The 20144-nt window shown below is 59.5% G+C and carries 20 protein-coding genes and 1 pseudogene; 13 read left to right on the plus strand and 8 right to left on the minus strand.

What is annotated here, in order from left to right; genetic code table 11:
* Window positions 1–204: 204 nt before the first annotated feature.
* Genes hemC through BN1137_RS06235 form a run of 4 tightly spaced genes read left to right on the plus strand, consistent with a single transcriptional unit; the run spans window position 205 to window position 4147 of the window.
* Window positions 205–1134, plus strand: a complete 930-nt coding sequence (hemC, locus tag BN1137_RS06220; RefSeq protein ID WP_050717875.1) for a hydroxymethylbilane synthase — start codon at window positions 205–207, stop codon at window positions 1132–1134.
* Between the two features lie 46 nt (window positions 1135–1180).
* The gene (locus BN1137_RS06225) at window positions 1181–1915 is read left to right on the plus strand and encodes a uroporphyrinogen-III synthase (protein WP_050717750.1); all 735 of its coding nucleotides are present in this window, start codon (window positions 1181–1183) and stop codon (window positions 1913–1915) included.
* Window positions 1912–2973: a uroporphyrinogen-III C-methyltransferase gene (locus tag BN1137_RS06230; protein ID WP_050717751.1), complete on the plus strand. Its 1062-nt coding sequence runs from the start codon at window positions 1912–1914 to the stop codon at window positions 2971–2973. The genes BN1137_RS06225 and BN1137_RS06230 overlap by 4 nt, the downstream gene beginning before the upstream one ends.
* Window positions 2974–2983: 10 nt before the next feature.
* Window positions 2984–4147: a heme biosynthesis HemY N-terminal domain-containing protein gene (locus BN1137_RS06235; RefSeq protein WP_050717752.1), complete on the plus strand. Its 1164-nt coding sequence runs from the start codon at window positions 2984–2986 to the stop codon at window positions 4145–4147.
* 174 nt (window positions 4148–4321) lie between these two features.
* Here the strand turns inward: BN1137_RS06235 and BN1137_RS06240 are convergent, their stop codons facing one another.
* A complete protein-coding gene (locus tag BN1137_RS06240; RefSeq protein ID WP_050717753.1) occupies window positions 4322–4573 on the minus strand; it encodes a YkgJ family cysteine cluster protein in 252 nt (83 codons plus the stop codon).
* A gap of 176 nt (window positions 4574–4749) precedes the next feature.
* Complete coding sequence (glpX, locus tag BN1137_RS06245) at window positions 4750–5760, minus strand: class II fructose-bisphosphatase (protein WP_050717754.1); 1011 nt, start codon at window positions 5758–5760, stop codon at window positions 4750–4752.
* Between the two features lie 216 nt (window positions 5761–5976).
* Between glpX and BN1137_RS06250 the strand changes: the two genes are divergently transcribed.
* Window positions 5977–7041, plus strand: a complete 1065-nt coding sequence (locus BN1137_RS06250) for a porin (RefSeq protein ID WP_050717755.1) — start codon at window positions 5977–5979, stop codon at window positions 7039–7041.
* Between the two features lie 88 nt (window positions 7042–7129).
* Here the strand turns inward: BN1137_RS06250 and BN1137_RS06255 are convergent, their stop codons facing one another.
* Complete coding sequence (locus BN1137_RS06255; RefSeq protein WP_050717756.1) at window positions 7130–7867, minus strand: class I SAM-dependent methyltransferase; 738 nt, start codon at window positions 7865–7867, stop codon at window positions 7130–7132.
* Between the two features lie 462 nt (window positions 7868–8329).
* Window positions 8330–8812 carry a GNAT family N-acetyltransferase gene (locus BN1137_RS06260; protein WP_050717757.1) on the minus strand — a complete coding sequence of 161 codons (483 nt, stop codon included), beginning with the start codon at window positions 8810–8812 and terminating at the stop codon, window positions 8330–8332.
* Between the two features lie 272 nt (window positions 8813–9084).
* On the opposite strand from BN1137_RS06260, the gene BN1137_RS06265 reads away from it, so the two are divergent.
* The 3 genes from BN1137_RS06265 to BN1137_RS06275 all read left to right on the plus strand — a co-directional run bounded on the left by BN1137_RS06265 (window position 9085) and on the right by BN1137_RS06275 (window position 13017).
* Window positions 9085–11127 (plus strand): TonB-dependent receptor, encoded by a 2043-nt coding sequence (locus tag BN1137_RS06265; RefSeq protein ID WP_050717758.1) that lies wholly within the window; start codon window positions 9085–9087, stop codon window positions 11125–11127.
* A 44-nt stretch (window positions 11128–11171) separates the two neighbouring features.
* Entirely contained in the window at window positions 11172–11792 is a 621-nt protein-coding gene (locus BN1137_RS06270) for a PepSY-associated TM helix domain-containing protein (protein ID WP_050717759.1), read from the plus strand.
* Between the two features lie 190 nt (window positions 11793–11982).
* A complete protein-coding gene (locus tag BN1137_RS06275; RefSeq protein ID WP_050717760.1) occupies window positions 11983–13017 on the plus strand; it encodes an acyltransferase in 1035 nt (344 codons plus the stop codon).
* Window positions 13018–13036: 19 nt separating this feature from the next.
* Here the strand turns inward: BN1137_RS06275 and BN1137_RS06280 are convergent, their stop codons facing one another.
* A complete protein-coding gene (locus tag BN1137_RS06280; RefSeq protein ID WP_050717761.1) occupies window positions 13037–13375 on the minus strand; it encodes a winged helix-turn-helix transcriptional regulator in 339 nt (112 codons plus the stop codon).
* 148 nt (window positions 13376–13523) lie between these two features.
* Between BN1137_RS06280 and BN1137_RS06285 the strand changes: the two genes are divergently transcribed.
* Complete coding sequence (locus tag BN1137_RS06285; RefSeq protein WP_050717762.1) at window positions 13524–13829, plus strand: monooxygenase; 306 nt, start codon at window positions 13524–13526, stop codon at window positions 13827–13829.
* A gap of 31 nt (window positions 13830–13860) precedes the next feature.
* Here the strand turns inward: BN1137_RS06285 and BN1137_RS06290 are convergent, their stop codons facing one another.
* Window positions 13861–14478, minus strand: a complete 618-nt coding sequence (locus tag BN1137_RS06290; RefSeq protein WP_050717763.1) for a porin family protein — start codon at window positions 14476–14478, stop codon at window positions 13861–13863.
* A gap of 231 nt (window positions 14479–14709) precedes the next feature.
* Here BN1137_RS06290 and BN1137_RS06295 point away from each other — a divergent pair, with 231 nt between their 5' ends.
* Window positions 14710–15348 (plus strand): exopolysaccharide biosynthesis protein, encoded by a 639-nt coding sequence (locus BN1137_RS06295; RefSeq protein ID WP_050717764.1) that lies wholly within the window; start codon window positions 14710–14712, stop codon window positions 15346–15348.
* A 77-nt stretch (window positions 15349–15425) separates the two neighbouring features.
* Here BN1137_RS06295 and BN1137_RS06300 read toward each other — a convergent pair whose 3' ends face one another.
* Both BN1137_RS06300 and BN1137_RS06305 read right to left on the minus strand, forming a co-directional pair.
* A complete protein-coding gene (locus BN1137_RS06300) occupies window positions 15426–16316 on the minus strand; it encodes a sensor domain-containing diguanylate cyclase (protein WP_050717765.1) in 891 nt (296 codons plus the stop codon).
* 498 nt (window positions 16317–16814) lie between these two features.
* The gene (locus tag BN1137_RS06305; protein ID WP_050717766.1) at window positions 16815–17393 is read right to left on the minus strand and encodes a hypothetical protein; all 579 of its coding nucleotides are present in this window, start codon (window positions 17391–17393) and stop codon (window positions 16815–16817) included.
* A 306-nt stretch (window positions 17394–17699) separates the two neighbouring features.
* On the opposite strand from BN1137_RS06305, the gene BN1137_RS06310 reads away from it, so the two are divergent.
* From BN1137_RS06310 to BN1137_RS22345, 3 genes and pseudogenes are all read left to right on the plus strand, one after another.
* On the plus strand, window positions 17700–18119 hold the full coding sequence (locus BN1137_RS06310; protein ID WP_050717767.1) for a GNAT family N-acetyltransferase: 420 nt from the start codon (window positions 17700–17702) through the stop codon (window positions 18117–18119).
* A 65-nt stretch (window positions 18120–18184) separates the two neighbouring features.
* A pseudogene (locus BN1137_RS06315) lies at window positions 18185–18412 on the plus strand (chloramphenicol acetyltransferase); the annotation flags it as partial.
* A gap of 130 nt (window positions 18413–18542) precedes the next feature.
* A complete protein-coding gene (locus BN1137_RS22345) occupies window positions 18543–19982 on the plus strand; it encodes a hypothetical protein (protein WP_157433649.1) in 1440 nt (479 codons plus the stop codon).
* Window positions 19983–20144: the final 162 nt, after the last annotated feature.

Consider the following 20144-nt stretch of genomic DNA (forward strand, 5'->3'; position numbering starts at 1 on the left):
ATTTATGACGAGCCTCACAACTGTATCATTGGAAAGCAATAAAAATAATAAATTTCAAACAGTTAACATATCATTATGACTTAATGAAAATCATTTTCAGCCACCTTTTTTGAACCTGGCCCCGCTTTTGCTGGCTGCGCCATGAAAGCCCCTGCAAAGGGTGGTAAGATCGTTTTCCTTCTAAAGATGAAACAACTGATTGATATGGCAGCCCGAACCCTGAAAATCGCCACTCGCAAGAGCCCACTGGCCCTGTGGCAGGCCAACTTTGTGAAAGATCGGCTGGAGGCCCTCTATCCCGATCTGCAGGTCGAACTGGTGCCCATGAGCACTCAGGGTGACAAGATCCTGGATACGCCGCTCGCCAAGGTCGGCGGCAAGGGACTGTTCGTCAAGGAGCTGGAGACTGCCATGCTGGAGGGCCGTGCCGACATCGCCGTTCACTCCATGAAAGACGTGCCGGTGGACTTCCCCGAGGGGCTGGGTCTGCACACCATCTGCGAGCGGGAAGATCCCCGCGATGCCTTCGTTTCCAACTGCTTCAAACAGATCGATGCGCTGCCCCTGGGCGCCGTGGTCGGCACCTCCAGCCTGCGCCGCCAGTGCCAGCTGCGCGCCGCCCGTCCGGATCTGGTGATCCGCGACCTGCGCGGCAACGTCAACACCCGCCTCGCCAAGCTGGATGCAGGTGAATACGACGCCATCATCCTCGCCGCCGCCGGCCTGAAACGGCTGGAGATGGCCCACCGCATCACCGCCTTCATCGAGCCTGAGCAGAGCCTGCCCGCCAATGGTCAGGGCGCCGTCGGTATCGAGTGCCGACTCGACGATCACGAACTACACGCCCTGCTGGCGCCACTGGAACACGCCGAGACCCGGATGCGGGTGCTGACCGAGCGCGCCATGAACCGCGCCCTGCAGGGAGGCTGTCAGGTGCCTATTGGTGCCTACGCCCTGGTGCAGAACGATGAGATCTGGCTGCGCGGCTTGGTCGGCAGCCCGGATGGCACCCAGGTGATCCGGGACGAGATCCGCGGTCCTCTGGCCGATGGCGAAGTCCTTGGCCATGTCCTGGCCCAGCGTCTGCTTGCGGCCGGCGCCGATGTCATTCTGGCCGAGGTTTACCGCGCATGAAAGCAGGCACAGCGGGATCTTGGCCACAACCGGTAAGCGAGACCTGATGGTCCCGCTGGTGGTGCGCCCGGCCAGGCAGGCCGACGAGCTGGTGCAACTGCTGCGCCGCAGCGGCCACCACCCGCTCTGCTGCCCGCTGCTGGAAACGCGGGCCGGCAGCGAGCTCCACCAGCTCCCCCAATTGCTGGCGAAAGCGGACGTCGTCATCGCCGTCAGCATGCATGCAGTTAATTTTGCTCATCATTTTCTGTTGCAAACTGGTCTGACCTGGCCACATATTGATTACTTTGCGGTCGGTCAGGCGAGTGCCGATGCCTTCGCCGAGGTGGGGATCCAGGCCCAGAGCCCCGAGGATCCCCGCAGCGAAGGCTTGCTGTTGCTGCCGGCCCTGCAAAAGCTCACCGGCAAGCGGGTGTTGATCCTGCGCGGCAACGGTGGCCGGGATCTCATCGCCCGGACACTGGCCTCACGCGGCGCACTGGTGCACTATTGTGCCACCTACGAGCGCCATTACCCCGAGCTCGACGGGAACGCATTGACTCACCACTGGCAAGCGGCCGGGCTCGACAGCCTGCTCATCACCAGTGGCGAACTGTTGCAGAGGCTGCTGGAACTGGTGCCAAGCCAGCAGCAGCCCTGGCTTTATGACCGCCTGTTGGTGGTGCCCAGCCCCCGGGTGGCCGAACAGGCCGAGGCGGCTGGTTTTACCCGTATCGTGATTGCCCAAGGTGCATCCAACCAGGCCCTGACGGCCGCCCTGGAACTGAGGAAGATGGAATGACTGAACAGCAAGAAGTCCAGCCGAACGCAGCAACCCCTGCCGCGCCGGTGCTCGAGCCCAAGAACAACAAGAACCGCTCTGGTGCTCTCATTGGCGGGATCGCCATCCTGCTGGCCCTCGGGCTGACCGGCGGCCTCTATCTGCACGGGCAGCAAAATGCCGTCGCCCAGCAGGCCGAATTGAATGCGCTCAAGCAGCAGTTGGCCGAGGTCACGGGCAAGCTGGATCAGAACAACAGCAAGGATGCCGAGCAGCTGGCTGCGCTCGGCAAGAGCCAGCAGCAACTGCAGGATGCGCTGGACGGGCTGCAGCATCGAGTGCTGGATCTCAACGACAAGCGTCCCAACGACTGGATGCTGGCCGAATCCGAGTATCTGGTACGGATGGCGGGCCGCAAGCTGTGGCTCGAGCATGACATCATTTCCGCCATCACCCTGCTCGGCAATGCCGACGAGCGGATCAAGGCGCTCAACGATCCCAGCCTGATGCCCATTCGCAAGGCACTGGCGGAAGACATCACCAAACTCAAGGGAATGCCGCGCGTCGACCGCGAGGGGCTGACCCTGAAACTGGCTGCCCTGTCCGATCAGATAGAGCTGCTGCCACTCTCCACCGTCAGCATGCCACAGGCCAAGGCCGAACCGGATCAAGCGGTCAGCACCGACCCGGTCGAGTGGGAAAGCAACCTGAAGAAAAACTGGGTCAAGTTCACCGAGAACTTCATCACCATCCGTCGCCGCGATGGCGCCGTGGAGGCGCTGCTCTCTCCGCAGCAGGAGATTTTCCTGCGCGAGAACCTCAAGACCAAGCTGCTGCAAGCCCAGCTGGCGGTCTATCGCGAGCAACAGGCGCTGTATGAAGACAGCCTGGACAAGGCCCAACGCTGGCTGACCCAGTACTTCGACACCGACAACAGTGCCACCCAATACATGCAGTCCGAGCTCGACAAGCTCAAAGGCGAGCAGATCCAGTTCGACTACCCGGATCAGTTCAAGACCCAGGCCATGCTGGAACAGGTGCTGACCGAGCGCCTGCAACGCATCCTGGCTGGCAACTGAGGAGGCACCCATGATTCGTCTTATCCTAGTGGTGGCCGTGATGGTGGCGGGCCTGATGTTCGGGCCCGAAGCGTCAGGCAACAAGGGCTATGTACTCATCTCTCTTGGCAACTACACGGTAGAGTCCTCGGTGACCAGTGCCGTGATCCTGGCGGTGCTGTTCTACGGTGTCCTGCACATCCTCGAGTGGCTGCTCGGCCGGGTGTTCGGCCTGCGTCGTAAGACCAAGGGCTGGTTTGGCACACGCCGCCGCCGCAAGGCCAACCTGCAAACGGTCAACGCGGCCCTGGCCATGGCCGAAGGTCACTACAGCCAGGCCGAGAAGCTGCTGGTCAAGGGGGCGGACAACAGCGAGACCCCGCTGCTGAACTACCTCAGCGCCGCCCGAGTGGCCCAGGCCAGGGGCGATGACATTCGCCGGGATCACTACCTGCAAAAGGCGCAGGAAGAGAACCCTAAGGCCGAGCTGGCACTGACCCTGTTCCAGACCCAGTTGCAGATAGAGCAGGGCCAGTACGACAGCGCCCTCGGTCGGCTCGAGTCCATCTACGCCCTCAACCCGCGCCACCCCATGGTGCTGGATCAACTGCGTCAGATCTATCTGGCACGGGAAGACTGGGCGGCGCTGATCGACCTCGCCCCGGCCCTGCGCAAGGTAGGCAAGCTGACGCCTGCGCAAGAAGAAGAGTTACTGCAGCAGGCCTGGTGTGGTCGCCTCGACGCCGCCAGCGACACACTCGATACCCTGCGCCCAATCTGGCAGGAGCTGCCGCGCAAGCTGCGCCAGGATCCCGCCCTGCTGGCCAGCTATGGCGATCGCCTGCGCCAGCTCGGTGCCGATGGCGAAGCGGCCGAGCTCTGGCTGGATGCGCTGCGCAAGCAGCCTTCCCCCGAGCTGTTCGCCCGTCTGCCCAAACTCAAGCTGGATGACTATCAGCCCATGCTGACCCTGCTGCAGAAGATGCAGGACCAACCGGGCGCCAAAGCGGCATTGGCCCAGACCTATTTGCTGGCTGGCCAGCTGGACGAAGCCCAGCGCCTGCTGGAGCAGGAAGTGCAGCGGGAACCGAGCGCCGCCATCTGCCACGCCCTCGGCCAGCTGATGGACAAGCGTCGGCTCACCAACAAGGCCAACGAATACTATCGGCAGGCCCTGGCGCTGGCCGGGATCTGATCCCACGCCGTTGCATCGCTGAATAAAAAAAGAGGCCGCAGGATGCGGCCTCTTTTTTGTGTTGATCCTAATGGTTTTTCTCCCTTCTCCCCTCGCGGGAGAAGGGCTGGGGATGAGGGGACAACAAGCGATCACCCTCACCCTGTCCTCTCCCCGGGAGAGAGGGCCAATGATTCAGGCGGTCAATCGCTCCAGCTCGCCAATCAGCCAGATGGCCTCCTGCCTGTGAGATCCACACACGTCCCGCATGGGCCGAAAGCCACTGCATACCGCGGGGCGCTCGGGCCTACCGAAGATCTTGCAGCCCAGCTGCACATCGAGCTGAACGCACGGCACACCTGCCGATTTACCCGCCGGCATACCGGGGATGGCACTGCTGATACTGGGCGCGATGCAGCAGGCCCCACAACCTTGACGACATTCCATGTGATGCTTTCCTGTGCATGGCGAAGCAGTCTATCAAAGCGCCCTGATTCCCCTTAGCCTTATCCCCTTATCCCCTTGCCCCCTTGATATAGTGAGCGCCCTGCCGCCCGGGCAGCAAAAAGCCCGACCGTAAACAGGGTCGGGCTTTTCAGTGACAGGGGCTCAGCGCTTACTCATCAGAGGATGATGTCGCGCACCACGCTGTCTTTGCGATCCAGGAAGTGGATCGACTTGATGCGACGGATGGTACGCGATTTGCCGCGGATCAGCAGGGTCTCGGTGGTCGCCATGACGCCATCGCTGGTGATGCCTTCCAGCAGATCACCCTTGGTGATGCCGGTGGCCGAGAAGATGACGTTGTCATTCTTGGCCAGATCTTCCAGCTTGAGCACCTTGGAGAGATCGATGCCGAGCTCCTCGCAGCGGGCAATTTCCTGCTCGCCGAGGGCACGCACTTCCGGGCTGTCGCCCTTGACCTTGTGACGGGGCACCAGTCGTGCCTGCATGTCGCCATCCAGCGCGCGGATCACCGCCGCCGAGATCACCCCTTCCGGTGCGCCGCCGATGCCATACAGCATGTCGACTTCGCTGTCCGGCAGGCAGGTGAGGATGGACGCCGCCACATCACCGTCAGGAATGGCGAACACTCGCACGCCCAGTCCCTGCATCTCCTTGATCGCCTTGTCGTGGCGCGGCTTGGCCAGGGTGATCACAGTCAGGCGGGAGAGCGGCTTGCCGAGTGCCTTGGCAACGGCCTTGAGGTTCAGCTCGAGGGCCTGATCGAGATCGATGGCACCCTTGGCCTTGGGGCCGACGATGAGCTTTTCCATGTACATGTCGGGGGCCTTGAGGAAGGAGCCCTTGTCGCCGACGGCCAGCACGGCCAGGGCGTTGGACTGGCCCATGGCCGTCATCCGGGTGCCTTCGATCGGGTCGACCGCGATGTCCACCGCATCCCCCAGACCCGTCCCCACCTTCTCACCGATGTAGAGCATGGGGGCTTCGTCAATTTCGCCTTCGCCGATCACAATCTCACCATCGATCTGGATCTGATTGAGGATGTGGCGCATGGCCGCAACGGCCGCACCATCGGCGATATTCTTGTCACCACGTCCGAGCCACTTGTAGCCAGCCAGTGCAGCCGCTTCCGTCACTCGGGAAAACTCGATTGCCAGTTCACGTCTCATCGCATATCCAACCTTAGGTGCTCGAAAACGGGCGGCATTCTACCACAAGGGCAAACCTTTGCGCGCAAAAGTGGCAGATCGCCATATAAATCGCGCCGTCACCCAATTGACACCAAACCGCCATCGGTTGTTCACGGCGCGGTAACCCCACTGTCATTTCCCCTGACTAGCATGGCCCCGTCTTTTAAAACAAAGCTTGCAACACAAGGGATTAAGATGAAAAAGCTGACCGTAGTCGCATTGGCACTCACCTCCGCCTTCCAGGCCCAAGCCGTCGAAGTATACAAAAATGATTCCACCCTGCTCGATCTCTATGGTCGCATCTACGCCGGTCAATTCTTCGGCGATAAGAAGGAAGGGGTCGATACAACCCATCCGAACGGCACCCAGGAGTACAGCGACAAACAGGGCGCCAACCAGTTTGTTCGTCTGGGCGCCAAGGTAGAGAGCGAGATCAACCCCGGTCTCAAGGCACTGGCCCAGTACGAGCTGCAGATCTACATCAACGACAGCGAGAAGACCGTCAGCGAGAACTCCGACAACCTGCGCACCCGTCTGGCCTTCGCCGGGGTCGGCGCCAACTGGGGTAACGTCACCTTCGGCCGTCAGCAAGGCGCCCCCGGCATGCTGGCCAACTGGACTGACGTCTCCCTCTCCGATGGCTACGGCAACGACGCCCTCGGCGCCAAGACCGACACCTTCGCCACCAACCGCGCCGGTTCAGTACTGAAATACTCCGGGCTGTTCAACGGCTTCCAGGTCGATACCAGCTACAAGTTCGATGGCGGTGACACCGAAGAGACCACCAGCAAGGACAGCGATGCCGCCTACGGCGGTGCCGTCTCCTACACCTTCCCGTTCAACCTGGCGCTGGGCACGGCCTACAACGTGGGTATCCGCGACAAGAGCAACGAGGAAGACGCCAAGCTGTGGCTGCTCTCCGCCAAGTATGACAACAAGGCCGTCTACGCCGCCCTGAGCTACGCCGACGGCACCGACTTTCTGGCCACCGGCAAGGATCACACCGGTTGGGAAGCCGCGCTCGGTTACAACTTCGAGAACGGCATCGGCCTGATGGCCCTGTGGAACAAGCAGAAGGTGGAGCAGGACGGTAAGGCTGACTATGACTCCATCGACTACTACACCCTGGGCGCCCAATACAAGTTCAACAAGAACCTGAGGGTCATCGGCGAGTACCGCATCAATAACCTAGACAGCCAGGACAGCGGCAAGCTGAACACCAAGGATGACTTCCAGCTGGCAGCCCGCTACGACTTCTAAGTCGGGCCTCACTTAAGCTGAACATCATAGAAAAACGGCGCGCAGAACCTCTGCGCGCCGTTTTTTATTGCGCTCTCTGCGCCCTGACTCAGGCGAGCGGCTTTTGCACCGACACCAGCAGCAGCATGGGGCGCTCGGCTTCCTCCGCCAGCGCCGGATTGGCGGCGATCTGCTCGACAGTGGGGCCCCAATCCTCCACGTGTCGGATCTCGAATCCCGCCGCGATCAGCGCATTGAGGTAGGTGCCCAGGGTGCGGTGATACTTGATCACCCCATCCGCCAGCCAGTTGCTGACACGCTTGCCCTCGGCCTGATAGCCGTTGATGGGCCAGGAGCGGCGTCCCTCCTCATCCACCAGCCAGCCCTGCGGCTGCGGGCAGGTGAAGATAGGGTGCTCCACCGAGAACACAAAGCGGCCACCGGCCACCAGGGCGCCGTGGATCTGCGTGAACAGAGGGGCCACCTCGGGCAGGTAGTGCAGCGCCAGGGAGCTGTAGACCAGATCGAACGACTCACCGATTAGCTCCAGCCGGCTCAGATCCCCCTGCCGATAGTGGATCCCCGCATCCTGAGTCAGCTCGGCGGCGCGGGCCAGCATCTTGGCGGAGAGATCGATGCCGACTGTCTCGGCCGCTCCCTGCTCCCGGACGGCGCGGCAGAACCAGCCATAACCGCAACCCAGATCCAGCACCCGCTTGCCGGTCAGCGAGGGCAACATGGCCTGTAGCGCCGGCCATTCCGGCGCGCCCGCCAGCCCCTGCTGGGAGCGGGGCAACTGGGCATAACCTTCAAAAAAACCAGGATTATCATAGATATTTTGTGACATTTAACGCTTCCTCATACTGGCAAGGGGCAAGGCGGGTATCCATGAGCATACCCTGAGCCTCGCGACCACAGACCAAAAAAAAGCAGAGAACCCGGGCGGGCCTCTGCTCTGCTTAGCGCCCGCATCCAGGATGCGGGCCAACAAAAAAGGCCATAGACGATGGAGCGTCTATGGCCTTCTGTTTTCTTCGTACCAGCACGGCTCAGGCCTCATGTGTTAACGAGGTCCGATAGGCAAGGCACGATAAATGTGTGGGAGGCTCAGGCCTCCCCAGGCTCCGGACAATGCTTCATCGTGCGCATCTGTTCGGAGTTCACTCGGGTCACTCGCTGATCCGAGGCATAGAGTGTCATGTCGATCACCGGGCCAAGGCTGGCCGTTGAGAGAATGGGGAAATTGGACGCCACTCTAGAGGCTGGTTGGCCCGATGACAAGCGGGCTGCCCCGATTTTGCTGGACGGCTCACGGCAGTTTCTTCTGCCAGAACAGGGCGCGCCCCACCTCCGGGCTCAGCTCATAACCCGCAAACCCGCTGGCACGATAGGCCGCCTGCGCCACCTTGTTGCCCTCCAGCACCTCCAGGGTCAACTTGCAGCAGCCCAGCTCCCGGGCGAGGCGCTCCGCCTCCGCCAGCAACCGCTTGCCAAGCCCCCGACCGCGATGGTCCGGGTGCACGGCGATGTCGTGAATGTTGAGCAGAGGCTGGCAGGCGAAGGTCGAGAAGCCCTCGAAACAGGTGGCCACCCCTGCCGGCTGCCCGTTCACCCAGGCCAGCAACACATGGGCATTCGCTCTCGCCGCCAGCACTTTGGCCAGATTGGCCTGCACCTCGTCAGACAGGGGGCTGCCGCCACCCATCTCGTCTTTGGCGTATTCGTTGAGCAGGAAGACCAACGCCTCGCCATGCTGCCGATTATGAAGATCTGCCCTGATGATCTCGTCCATGTCTCTCTCCTCCGTGTCCCTGAGATGGATGATGAGAGCCGATGGTAAACCAGCGCCTCGCCCATACCAAGACTCGCCCGATCCACATTGGGCCCATCTTGGCGCCATCTGGCAATCCAACTGGTCATAGGTGTGGTCTTTTTACATCTTATGACTTGCCAGCCAAATGAAAATAAATATCATTAGCGCCCTCCCGCACAGGGAGCCATTTAATAATTACAAATAAATCAATAAGTTCAGGCCAACAGGTCGATTAAAAGAGTCACACCCAGATGCAGAACCCCAACCACCCGCGCGCCCTATTGGGCGTCGCCTTGCTGTCCCTTTGCGCCAGCGCCCAAGCCGAAGACGAGACCCTCACCGTCGTCGGCAAACGCAGTCAACACGAAGAGGTCGCCACCGCGACCCGCACCGCCACCCCGGCCAAGCTGGTACCCCAGACCATAGAGAGCGTGTCCGCCAGCGAGCTGACCGCCTACGGCCAACCCACATTGAGCGAGGCCCTGAGCGGCATCCCAGGGGTCAACGCCAGCGGCGACACCCGCTTCGACAGCATCAATATCCGCGGCTTCAACGCCAGCAACGACTTCTACCTGGACGGTCTGCGCGACGACATGCAGTACACCCGCGACCTTGGCAACATTGAGCGGGTCGAGGTGCTCAAGGGCCCGGCGGCCGTGCTCTACGGCCGTGGCAGCACCGGTGGCATCGTCAACCGGGTCAGCAAGAAGCCGCAGCGGGGCCAGGCCTCCAGCGTCACCGCCCGGGTCGGCAGCTTCGACAGCCAGCGCCTCGCCGCCGATCTCAATGCCGAGGCCAGCGAGCAGGTGCAACTGCGCTTCAACATGGCGCAGGAGGACAAAGAGAGTTTTCGTGACGGGGTGACCAGCAAGCGCACCCTGCTGGCCCCCTCCGCCAACTGGGAGATCACCGACAACCTGAACTGGCTGGTGCAGTACGAGCGCAACGGCAGCGATCGTACCCCGGATCGCGGCATCCCCGGCGTCGACGGCCGCCCGGCTAATGTGCCCATCGAGAGCGTTTACAGCGACACCAGCCGCGACTTCATCGATGACGTAGCCCAGTCCACCCGCTCCCAGCTGACCTGGGATCTGAACGAGCAGTGGCAGTTGCGCCAGCAACTCGGCTACACCACCCTCGACAGCCAGTTCGACAACACCTATGTCACCAGCGTCAAGGGCGATCAGGTGACCCGCGCCCGCTGGCAGCAGGATCTCAAGGCTAAGAGCCTGACCAGCAACACGGAAGCCGAAGGCCAGCTGCAGACCGGTCCCGTCGAACACCGCCTGCTGGTCGGATTGGAGCAGAACTGGCAGGAGCGCACTCCCAAGCTCTACCAGAACGCCACCCCGATCCCGCCGGGCAACCTGTACGATCCGGGCTCATTGCCCACCTATAACGGCGCAATGAAGCTCTCCAGCGACGCCAACCACAAGGTGCGTGGCTACGGCCTCTATGTGCAGGATCAGCTCAGTCTGGGTGACTGGCACCTGCTCGGCGGCTTGCGCCGGGACGAGTTCACCGTCACCAGCCGCCGCAACGATCTCAACAAGGAGGAGACCCTCTCGGTCACCAGTCTGAGCCCGCGTCTGGGCCTGGTGTGGAACCCCATCGAGGAGCACGCCTTCTACACCGCCTACAGCAAGACCTTCACCCCGGTCGGCGGCGAGCTCATCGGCATCACCCCGGGGGACAAGAACAACAACTTGGATCCCCAGCACACCCGGCTGTATGAGGGTGGGGTGAAGAGCGACTGGCTGGACGGCAAGCTGGCCACCACTCTCTCTATTTACCGGTTGGAGATGTACAACAAGCGCAGCAAGGATCCGCTGGATCCCACCAAGGTGATCCTCACCGGCCTGCAGCGCACCGACGGCATCGAGCTGAGCGCCCGCGCCCAGCTGACCGACGAGATCTACCTGCACGGCGGCGTCGCCATCCAGGACGCGGAGCAGGTCAAGGCGGATGCGGATCTGCAGGGCAAGCGACCGAGCAACGTCTCGCGCGAGAACGGCCAGCTGTTCGCCGGCTACCAGAGCGGCCCGCAAGGCTGGTATGGAGAAACCGGGGTGACGGCGGTCGGAGATCGCTTCGCCGACAACGCCAACACCACAGTGCTGCCCGGCTACGCTCGCTTCGATGCCCGCGCCGGTTACCGCTGGCAACACTGGGATGCCCAGTTCAGCGTGGAGAACCTGACCGACCACGAATACTACGTCAGCGCCACCAGCGCCTCCCAGATCATGCCGGGCAGCCCCCGTCAGCTGAACCTGACCGCGGCCTACCGCTTCTGATCCCCTCCTGACCAGACTGGCCGGCGCAAGCCGGCCAGATATGTATGAAACACAAGAAACTCCCGCTCCACAACAACAAGTGGGTGCGCCGCATCCACGCCTGGGCCGGCTTTGCCACCCTGGCCCTGATGCTGATCTACGGCCTCACCGGCCTCTGGCTGCAACACAGGGCCGTGCTGCCCCTGCCCGGGCCTCATACCGACAAACAGAGCGAGACCTTGACGCTGACGACGCCGCTGGCGGATCCCGCCGTGCTCACCACTCTCTTGCAACAACAGTATTCCGACGGGCTGGCAGAGGCGCGCATCGCCATAACCCCGCCCCAGACTCTGCCTACCCCGAGCGGCACTCTCACCCTGCCCGCACGTTGGGAGCTAAAGGGCGTCACCCTGAGCGAGAGTATCGCCGCCAGCTATGTGGCTGGCACCCTGGAGGTGCGCATCGAGCGCCAGCAAGCCAACTTCGCCGCCAGCCTCAACCGGCTGCATCGCGGCATGGGCACCGGGCTCTCCTGGCAGCTGATGGGGGATCTCGCCGCCCTGGCGCTGCTGCTGCTCGCCCTCACCAGTTTGCTGATGTGGAACAAGCTGCACGGCCCGTCCCGCCGTGGCATCGCCTTGCTGCTGGGCGGCGCCCTCGCCACCCTGCTGATCGCCCTGCTCTAGGCCCAGGCCTGACCAAGCATTACATACACCAAAGCGGGATCCCGCTCTCACAGGGGGTAACGCCTTTTTCGGGGGAGGTAACAAAGGGTAACCGGGCGCGGGCCGGGGTCACAGTTGCGGCCACCGCGGCTAGCGGGGGTCAGGCGCGGCTGTTAGGGTGCGGCCAGGACTCCAGACGCCAAGAGGAATCATGCGCATCGCCAGCATCGAGTGTGGGCGGGTACTGGCCATAGTGGCCGTAATGACCATTCACATCTCCCCCTTCAGCAACCCCTTCGATCCCGGCCTCTGGGGTGACCCGCTCTATCTCTGGCTCGGGGGCATCATCAACCAGCTATGCCGCTTCGCGGTGCCGCTGTTCTTCCTGTGCGCCGGCTACTTCCTGCAACCCAGGCTGAGCCAGGATCCCACGGGAGTGGCGCTGCGCTACTGCCGCCCCCTGTTGCTGCTCTGGCTGGGCTGGAGCCTCATCTATCTGCTGGTGCCCTTCAACCCGCTGGCGGCGGTGCAGCAGGGCTATCTGCCGGCCATGGCGGGTCAGTGGCAGATGCAGATTGGAGATCACCTCAACGCCTGGCTGGTCGGCGGCATGATCCATCTCTGGTTCCTGCCCGCCCTGATGCTGGCAGTGCTGATCCTCGGACTGTGCCAATGGGTGAGGCTTCCAGGCCTGGCGCTGGTGATGGGGGCCCTGCTCTATCTGCTGGCCCTGCTCGGCGGTTCCTATGGCAAGCCGCTGCTGGGTGGCGAGTGGGCCCTATTGACCCGCAACGGCCCCTTCTTCTCGCTGTTATTCGTGGCCCTCGGTGCCTATCTCAAGGCCCGCAGCTGGCGACCGGATACCACTCTGAGTCTTCGTCTGCTGGGGGCGGGGCTCGCGCTCTACGCCCTGGAGGCCTGGGGGCTGCTGCACTTTGCCGAGGTGCCCCTCAATCGCCATGACTTCCTGCTGGGCTCCATCCCCTGGGCCTTGGGTCTGTTCGGCCTGCTGCTGGCCAATCCCCATTGGGGCAAAGGCAGTTGGCTGGAACGTCAGGCCCCCAAGGTGCTCGGTCTCTACTGTCTGCACATGATGCTGGTGGTCTGGCTGATGGTATTCGGCCCGCAAGGCAAACACCTCTGGTGGGAAATGCTGAAGGTGCCGGCCCTGCTCGCCTGCACGCTGCTGGCCTATCGCCTGCTGGAAGCAACCCCGGCCAGCCGCTGGCTACTGCGGGCTCGCTGAACACCAGGCACAGGTCTGCTCATGGCGCCAAATCAGGCTCCGATCGCGCCAACAGCTCGCCGTGGCTCAGGGCACAGTCATGCATCTGTTGCAGCAAGGGGATAAGGGCGCTGCCGAGCGGGCTCAGGGCGTACTCCACCTTGGGTGGCACCTCGGGGTAGAGGGTACGCCGGATGACCCCATCGGCCTCCAGCTCCTTGAGCTGAGCGGTGAGCACCTTCTGGCTCACGTCCGGCAGGCAGCGGCGCAGGTCCCCGAAACGCAGGGTCTGCTCACGCAGATGAAACAGGATGGCGGGCTTCCACTTGCCCGTCAGCAGGCGCAGTACCTCGTAGGCAGGACAAAGAGGATGGGACACGGCAGGCCTCATAGATAGTTACTTTGGGGTAACTATGCCACGAAAATGTGCCTTCTTGCAGCCAAGATGCCGGCTTCTTATGATGTGGGCTCAGCTATTCCAGTTCAGTTCAGTTCAGTTCAGTTCAGTTCAGAGAGAGAGGTAGATCATGCCCAGCCTGCTGCAAATCCATTTCAACTTCCCCAGCGAGATGATGGGGCCGGCCCTGACCGAAGCGGCGCTGCCGCTGGCCGAATCCATCACCCGGGAGCCCGGCTTTATTTCCAAGATCTGGACCGAGAACCCGCGCACCGGCGAGGCCGGTGGCATCTATCTGTTCGAGGATGAAAAGAGCGCCCTCGCTTACGCGACTATGCACGAGCAACGAGTGCTCGCCATGGGCGCGAGCGGTGTGCAGTACAAGCTGTTTGAGGTCAACGAGCCCCTGAGCCGCATCACCAAAGGGATCCTCTGAATCGGGTCCATAGTGGACATGCTCGCGTCACTCAGAACCTCAGGGTCAATCCCACATTGGCCTGCCACTGGGTGACCAGATCCCCCCGTACCCGAAAGGCGCACACCTCGGGATTGCAGAGAAAGTCTGCATCCTCGTTGAGCAAGGATCCGTAGCCGCGGACCTCGGCGCGCAGCGCCAGCATCTTGGTCAGACGGGGTTGCACTCCCAGCGCCAGTGACATGGAGGGCGCCGTCTCGCTGCCATAGGCATCGAAGTGGGTCACCCCAATCCCGGCACCGATATAGGGGGCCATGATGTTGTCCGACAGGGTCAGGGCACCGGCGAAGTGCAGGGTGTCCACCGTCAGTCGATCCGGCTGATCCGGTGACATGGGGGTGGATTGATGGCTGTAGAGCAGCTCTATCATGCCGGGGTCATCCACCTCCTTGCTGATGAAGAAGCCCCAGTTGGCCGAGCTCTCCCCTTGCAAGGAGTTCAGGCTGGTCGATACCGGCGCCGGGGTCGGCTCGTCCGCCTTGTCAAAATCGATGGCCGAGCTGTAACCCATAAAGGGGGTCAGCTGCCAGCCGAGATCCCCATCCTCGGCCGCCCAGCCCTGACCCAGCGGCAACAGCAGCCCCATCACCATCATTTCCGCTCTCGTCACGGCCCTCTCCCTGCTCTGGTTGCAATCTTCAGTGCCAAAAGCATATCAGAGCCCTTCGTCCCCCATCCTAAATAGGGGCTGTATCGGGCCGATTTGCTTGATGACGCCGGGTATGGCCCCGAGCTCTCCATAAAAGATCCATCCGGTTTACGCCATTCATCTGGGATTAACCTCGACCCCGTAAGCTAGCGGCGCCACAGAGGTGGCGTTCACAGGATGAGGATTTCAGGAATGGTTGCCGCGCAACTCAACGACCCACAGAACAAGCTGTCCGATACCTTGCGGACCACGGCCCATGCCATCGAAGAGAGCCACATCAGCCTGCGGGAGATGCTGGCCCTGGTCGGCGAACAGGGTATGCTGCTGTTTTGCGTGCTGCTCACCGTGCCCTTCCTGCTGCCCGTCTCCATTCCCGGTGTCAGCACCCCCTTTGGCCTCTTGATCCTGTTTATCGGTATCGGCATCACCCTCAACCGGGTGCCCTGGCTACCCAGTATCCTGATGGAGCGCCGCTTCGCCGCCGAGCAGCTCAAGCCGACCCTGCACAAGGGGGCCGATCTGCTGGCCCGCATCGATCGCTTCATCCGCCCGCGTCTGCTGTTGTTGACCGGCAGCACCACCATCAATCGCTGCAACGGCCTGCTGATCATGCTGGCGGCCATGTTGCTGATGCTGCCGCTCGGCGCCATCCCCTTCACCAACGCCATGCCCGCCTGGGCTATCCTGCTGCTGGCCATCGGCATGCTGCAGCGCGACGGCCTGTTCGTCACCGCGGGTTACGCCCTGGTGAGCGCCACTGTCGTCTGGTTCAGCGTACTGGCCCTGGGGCTGCTGATGGCGGGTCAGAACGTCTCGACTCTGTTTAGCTAAGGCGGGTTCGGCCAAGGCCGGGAGAAACGACAAGGGCGACCCTAGGGTCGCCCTTGTTCGTTGTCACTCTTTGCCGTTCAGGGATCGCAGTCGTGAGCCACCCGGTTGCGCCCACTGCGCTTGGCCCGGTAGAGCCACTCGTCTGCCCGCGCCAGCACGGCACTGACCGCCTCCCCGGGCCGCACCAGGGTGGTGCCCAGGCTCACTGTGATGGGGGCCGGATCCGGCGCCATGGCCGCCACCGCCGCGCGAATGCGCTCGGCCACCTTCAGCAGTATCCCCTCGTCGATCTGCGGCAGCAGGATCAGAAACTCCTCGCCGCCGCTGCGCACGAACATATCCTCGGCCCGCAACTGGGCGGTCACGCACTCGCTGAAACTGCACAGCACCCGATCCCCGGTCTGGTGGCCGAAGCGATCGTTGATCTGCTTGAAGTGATCGATATCCAGCATGATGAGGCCGGTGCGCCCCTCCCCCTGCAACTTGTGGTGATAGTGCTCGAAGAAGAAGTGCCGGTTGTAGAGGCCGGTGAGTTGATCCGTCTCGCCCAGGCGCTTGAGCCTGCGCTGCAACTCGTGTTGGCGGGTGATGTTGCGGGTCATCCAGGCCACCGCCCGCTTGCCCTCATACAGGGACGGCAGCGGCGCTATCTTGCCCTCGAAACGCTGCATTCCCTGAGGGCCCGCCTCGGCATTGATCCCCTCCACTTCGGCCGGGGAGAGATCATATTCCACCACCTGCACCTCGCCGGTGGCAAAGGCCCGCACCATCTGCTCCATCACCCACTGCGCCTTGTCGATGGGCAGAATATCGAGCAATTGCTTGCCGATCAGCGGGTTGCCGTCCTGATAGGACTGCTGCTCCACCCCGCCGATATATTCCACGTAGTAACCATCCTCACTGAGGATGAAGACGGGATCGGGCAGTTGGGTCATCACTTCATAGAGTTGTGCCACCGAGAGTGCCATCTGTGTTCCTTTCACGCCGCGGGCGAGCGACCCAGTGTTGTTTGTTATACACGACCCGTTAAGTATCGCACACGGCCCCGCCGCCCGTAGGGCGGGCACCTGCGTGCGATATGCCGCCGATCTCGGGGCGGTAGACAGGAAAGAGGGGAAGCCTGCCAACCCCTTGCCGCCAGCTCCTCACCGTCAAGACCCATGGTGGCAAACGACATGGCGGGCGAGGCAGTGGCTTATGGCAGGTAAGTTCCGTTCGGCGTCGATACTATGTCATTACATTCGATCATGGCAGTGATTAATATCAAAAAACACATAATATGTAGATTTATTGCCTTAAAAAATGAAATGAGATGGGGCTGTGGTGAGATGGTCAGGATATTGCACTGCCACCATGCCCTGTGCTCGCGGATCTCACCCTCCCCGCCACCAGAGGGGCGGAAGCTGAAAACAAAAAAGCCATCGGGCAGGGCTCGATGGCTTTATTGGAAGACGATGGAGAGGGGATCAACGATTAGCGGAGCGACTCCCGTTCCACAGCAGCTCGCCGCTTTTCAGGTCCATCAGGCTCATGGCGAGCCGATAGTGGCTCCCCTCGGAGACCAGATCCCCGTACAGCATGTAGTTGGCCCCGGTCTGGCGACCCAGACGCACCAGAGAGGCCGGGTTCATGCCCCCCTGTTGATACTCCAGCTGACCGGTGATGGCCGCCACCTGACCGGGGTCGGCGAAGCTGAAGCCGCCGTGCTGCTGGATGCGCTGGCTCATGGCCACCGCCATGGGCTGGGTGCTGAAGGGCTCACCCGTGCCGTTGCGCGGCGGGGTCAGCAGCAGCACAGGGTTGCTGCCCGCCAGCGCCTTCACTTCCGGGGCCTTGAGGAAAGCATCCGCCATGGCGAGCGCCAGGCCGGTCGGCGCCTCGGGTTTGGGGGCAGGTTTCACCACCTCGGGCTCGGTCACCGGTTTCTCCGGCTGGGTCACCGGCTGCTTGGGCTCTGACACCGGCGCCTGAGTGCCACCATAGGGATTGACCGCACAACCGCCCAACACCAGGGCACCCAACACCAACAAGGAACGCAGCTTCATCTTCTCTCTCCACCAAAGTCCGTAACTGGACGCCGCCAAAATCCGTAACCTGACGCTATCAAAGCCCATAAACCAGGCAGCGCCAACAATCCATCTGACGGAGCCCGGCTCCGCGCCCCTCCATGCTAGAGAAAAACCGGCCAGAGAGCGAGGCACCTTGCCCGCCAAGCGACAGGGATTGGCCCAATCAAACGGTTGTCGCCACCAGCGGCACTGTGAGAGAGGGCCGACGACAACCTACTCTCCACCTTGACCATCTGTCGTTGCCGGGTGATGCTGTCCACTCTTCATTTGGAGCTACTCATCATGCAACTGACCCCACCCCAGACCCCACAGAGCGATGATCTCGATGCCCTGCGCGCCGGCCTCTCCGGCTACAACCTTGCCATGGCGGGTTCCCATCAAAGAGAACAGATCGCCAGCTTTATCAAGGACGAAGAGGGCAAGGTACTGGGGGGCATCCTCGCCGACATCAAGTGGGGCTGGTTGCATGTGGACTGGCTCTGGATCAACGAGCGCATTCGCAAAGATGGCTGGGGCGCCCGCCTGCTTGGCGCCATGGAACAATACGCCCTGAGCCAAGGCATCACCAATTTCCACCTCGAAACCACCAGCTTCCAGGCCCTGCCCTTCTATCAGAAGCAGGGCTATTCCGTCTTCGGCGAGCTGCCCGATATGCCGCCGGGACATGTAAGTTATTTTCTGAGGAAAATGATGAAATGCTGAGATGCCAAAACCTCAGAGAATGCGGTTTCAGCACACAGAAATTGGCAATCGGAAAGAGTGTTTGAATCGGCTATGAGACCCTCATCATGTCCGGTGTGAAGGTCGGCATTGGCGCAATCGTCAGCGGTAACCCAGCCCGAGTGATCCGCTACCGCTTCGACGAGAACACCATCACCCGCCTCAACGCCCTCGCCTGGTGGAACTGGCCGGTGGAGCAGATCAGCCGGAATTTGAAGTTGATTACCAGTAGAGATATCGCCGATTTGGAAATATTAATTATAAAAATACAGTGATGGAAGGTGTGATTACTATTTCATAGCATTTCACATTTCTAGCCTAAAAGATTTCAGGCAGAACCCAGAGAGAAGTACTCTGATTTACAGCTTACGATGGGATCCTCGACATATTTATAAGGAGTTTTTTGTGAATCTAGACAGCTTAATTACAGTTGCGGGTTTATTCGTCGCAGTTTATGCAATAATCCCTAGAGTAAGACGGTTAGAATTATCTCTTAGGTTTGGAAAGTTCGGCTGGACGATACTATGCGTGTCATTTTTGACCATATTATACATGCAGTTTTATAAAACATTTATAATTCTGGGTTTAACACCTGGCTTAAACCTGTCAAGATGGTCAATCAATGCATCGAATGCATCATTTATCACTTTACTACTAATGACGCTGACTTTGTTAATCTACATTAGTATCAAGGGTGTATCCAAATCAAATATTGTTAAATTTAGAGAATATGTTTTCGAGCTTTCACGTGAGAAAAAATATTCTGAATTATTTTCTCTAATTGAAGGTAATCTTATTAAAATTGCTCGCGTATATAATGGCCACTATTTATTTCCTAGGTTTCGAGATTACCTTTACGATCATTCAAAAGATCAGGCGGATTTTCTTTCCTTAATTAAAGGCCAAAATGCGACTAATCAAGAGACAAAACCAAAACTTCGAAAAAAAGCCTGTAATCTTTGGATAAAAACCCTAAAGATATTCGCCAATTTACTTCCGACTTATGACAAAGAAAAAGATGTCGCTAAAGAAATAATACATGAGGTTTTAATAAACAGGTATACTGTAAAAGCAATGGCGGAGATCAGGCCCTATTTCGCGTTAAAAATTCTTTCTACAGATTTCTATGAGAACAATCAGTTTGTAGACACATACCTAAGATGCTTGGCTGAAGACACTAAAAGCATTCTGTACCATGAAATTCGAAATAATCAGAATTTAACGCATAACTATGAATATGCACTGCCAAGTAAAAACAGACTACTTAGTTATTTATTCAAAGACTGTAATCTTGCTGAAAAATATGGGGTATATAAACCTATTGGCGAATTTGTTATAGCCCATCTGGATCATCTATACAGCCACTCACAGCCTGACCCATATAATGAACCAATGGGTGAGTTTTATGAAGAAGGTCAATGGAACTCAAAGCTTCTTGTAGGAATAAAATTTTTCGACATCATGGTCACTAGTGCTTTATATCAAAATATACAATGGCACATGTGGCTTTACTATTTTCCATATTTCGTTGAACGCATAGAGAGAAATTTAGCCCCTAACGAAAAGCTTGTTGACTTAAATGATGAATGGCCGACTAAATATCATTACGCATTGTATGAAATAACATCTTGCCTTTGTAAGTGGATCACTGCTGTCGATCATATTCCTTTAAATCAAGAAAATATCGTATTAGAAACGACATCGGCAGTTCATGAGAATGGGAATATACCGAAAAGTAGCATGCTGGCACTTGGGCAAATAGTGAAACAAATCCTAACAAGTAATAGAGTATCTTATAGATTCAAAAAATATATAACTGATATGATATATAGGCGATATTTTTAACTCATGAAAAAACCTGAAACCGCATCTTACGCAAAGGCATTGATAAACTCTGTACTTTGTGGAGGTTTTAGCATGAATAATATTTCTCATGAGTATGTTCAATGTCTTTTAGATACGTTTGAAAGATTTGATCGCATTCCATATAACACTCACCATGTTGAT

This window comes from Aeromonas tecta (genome assembly GCF_000820185.1).
GTDB classification, from domain to species: domain Bacteria; phylum Pseudomonadota; class Gammaproteobacteria; order Enterobacterales; family Aeromonadaceae; genus Aeromonas; species Aeromonas tecta.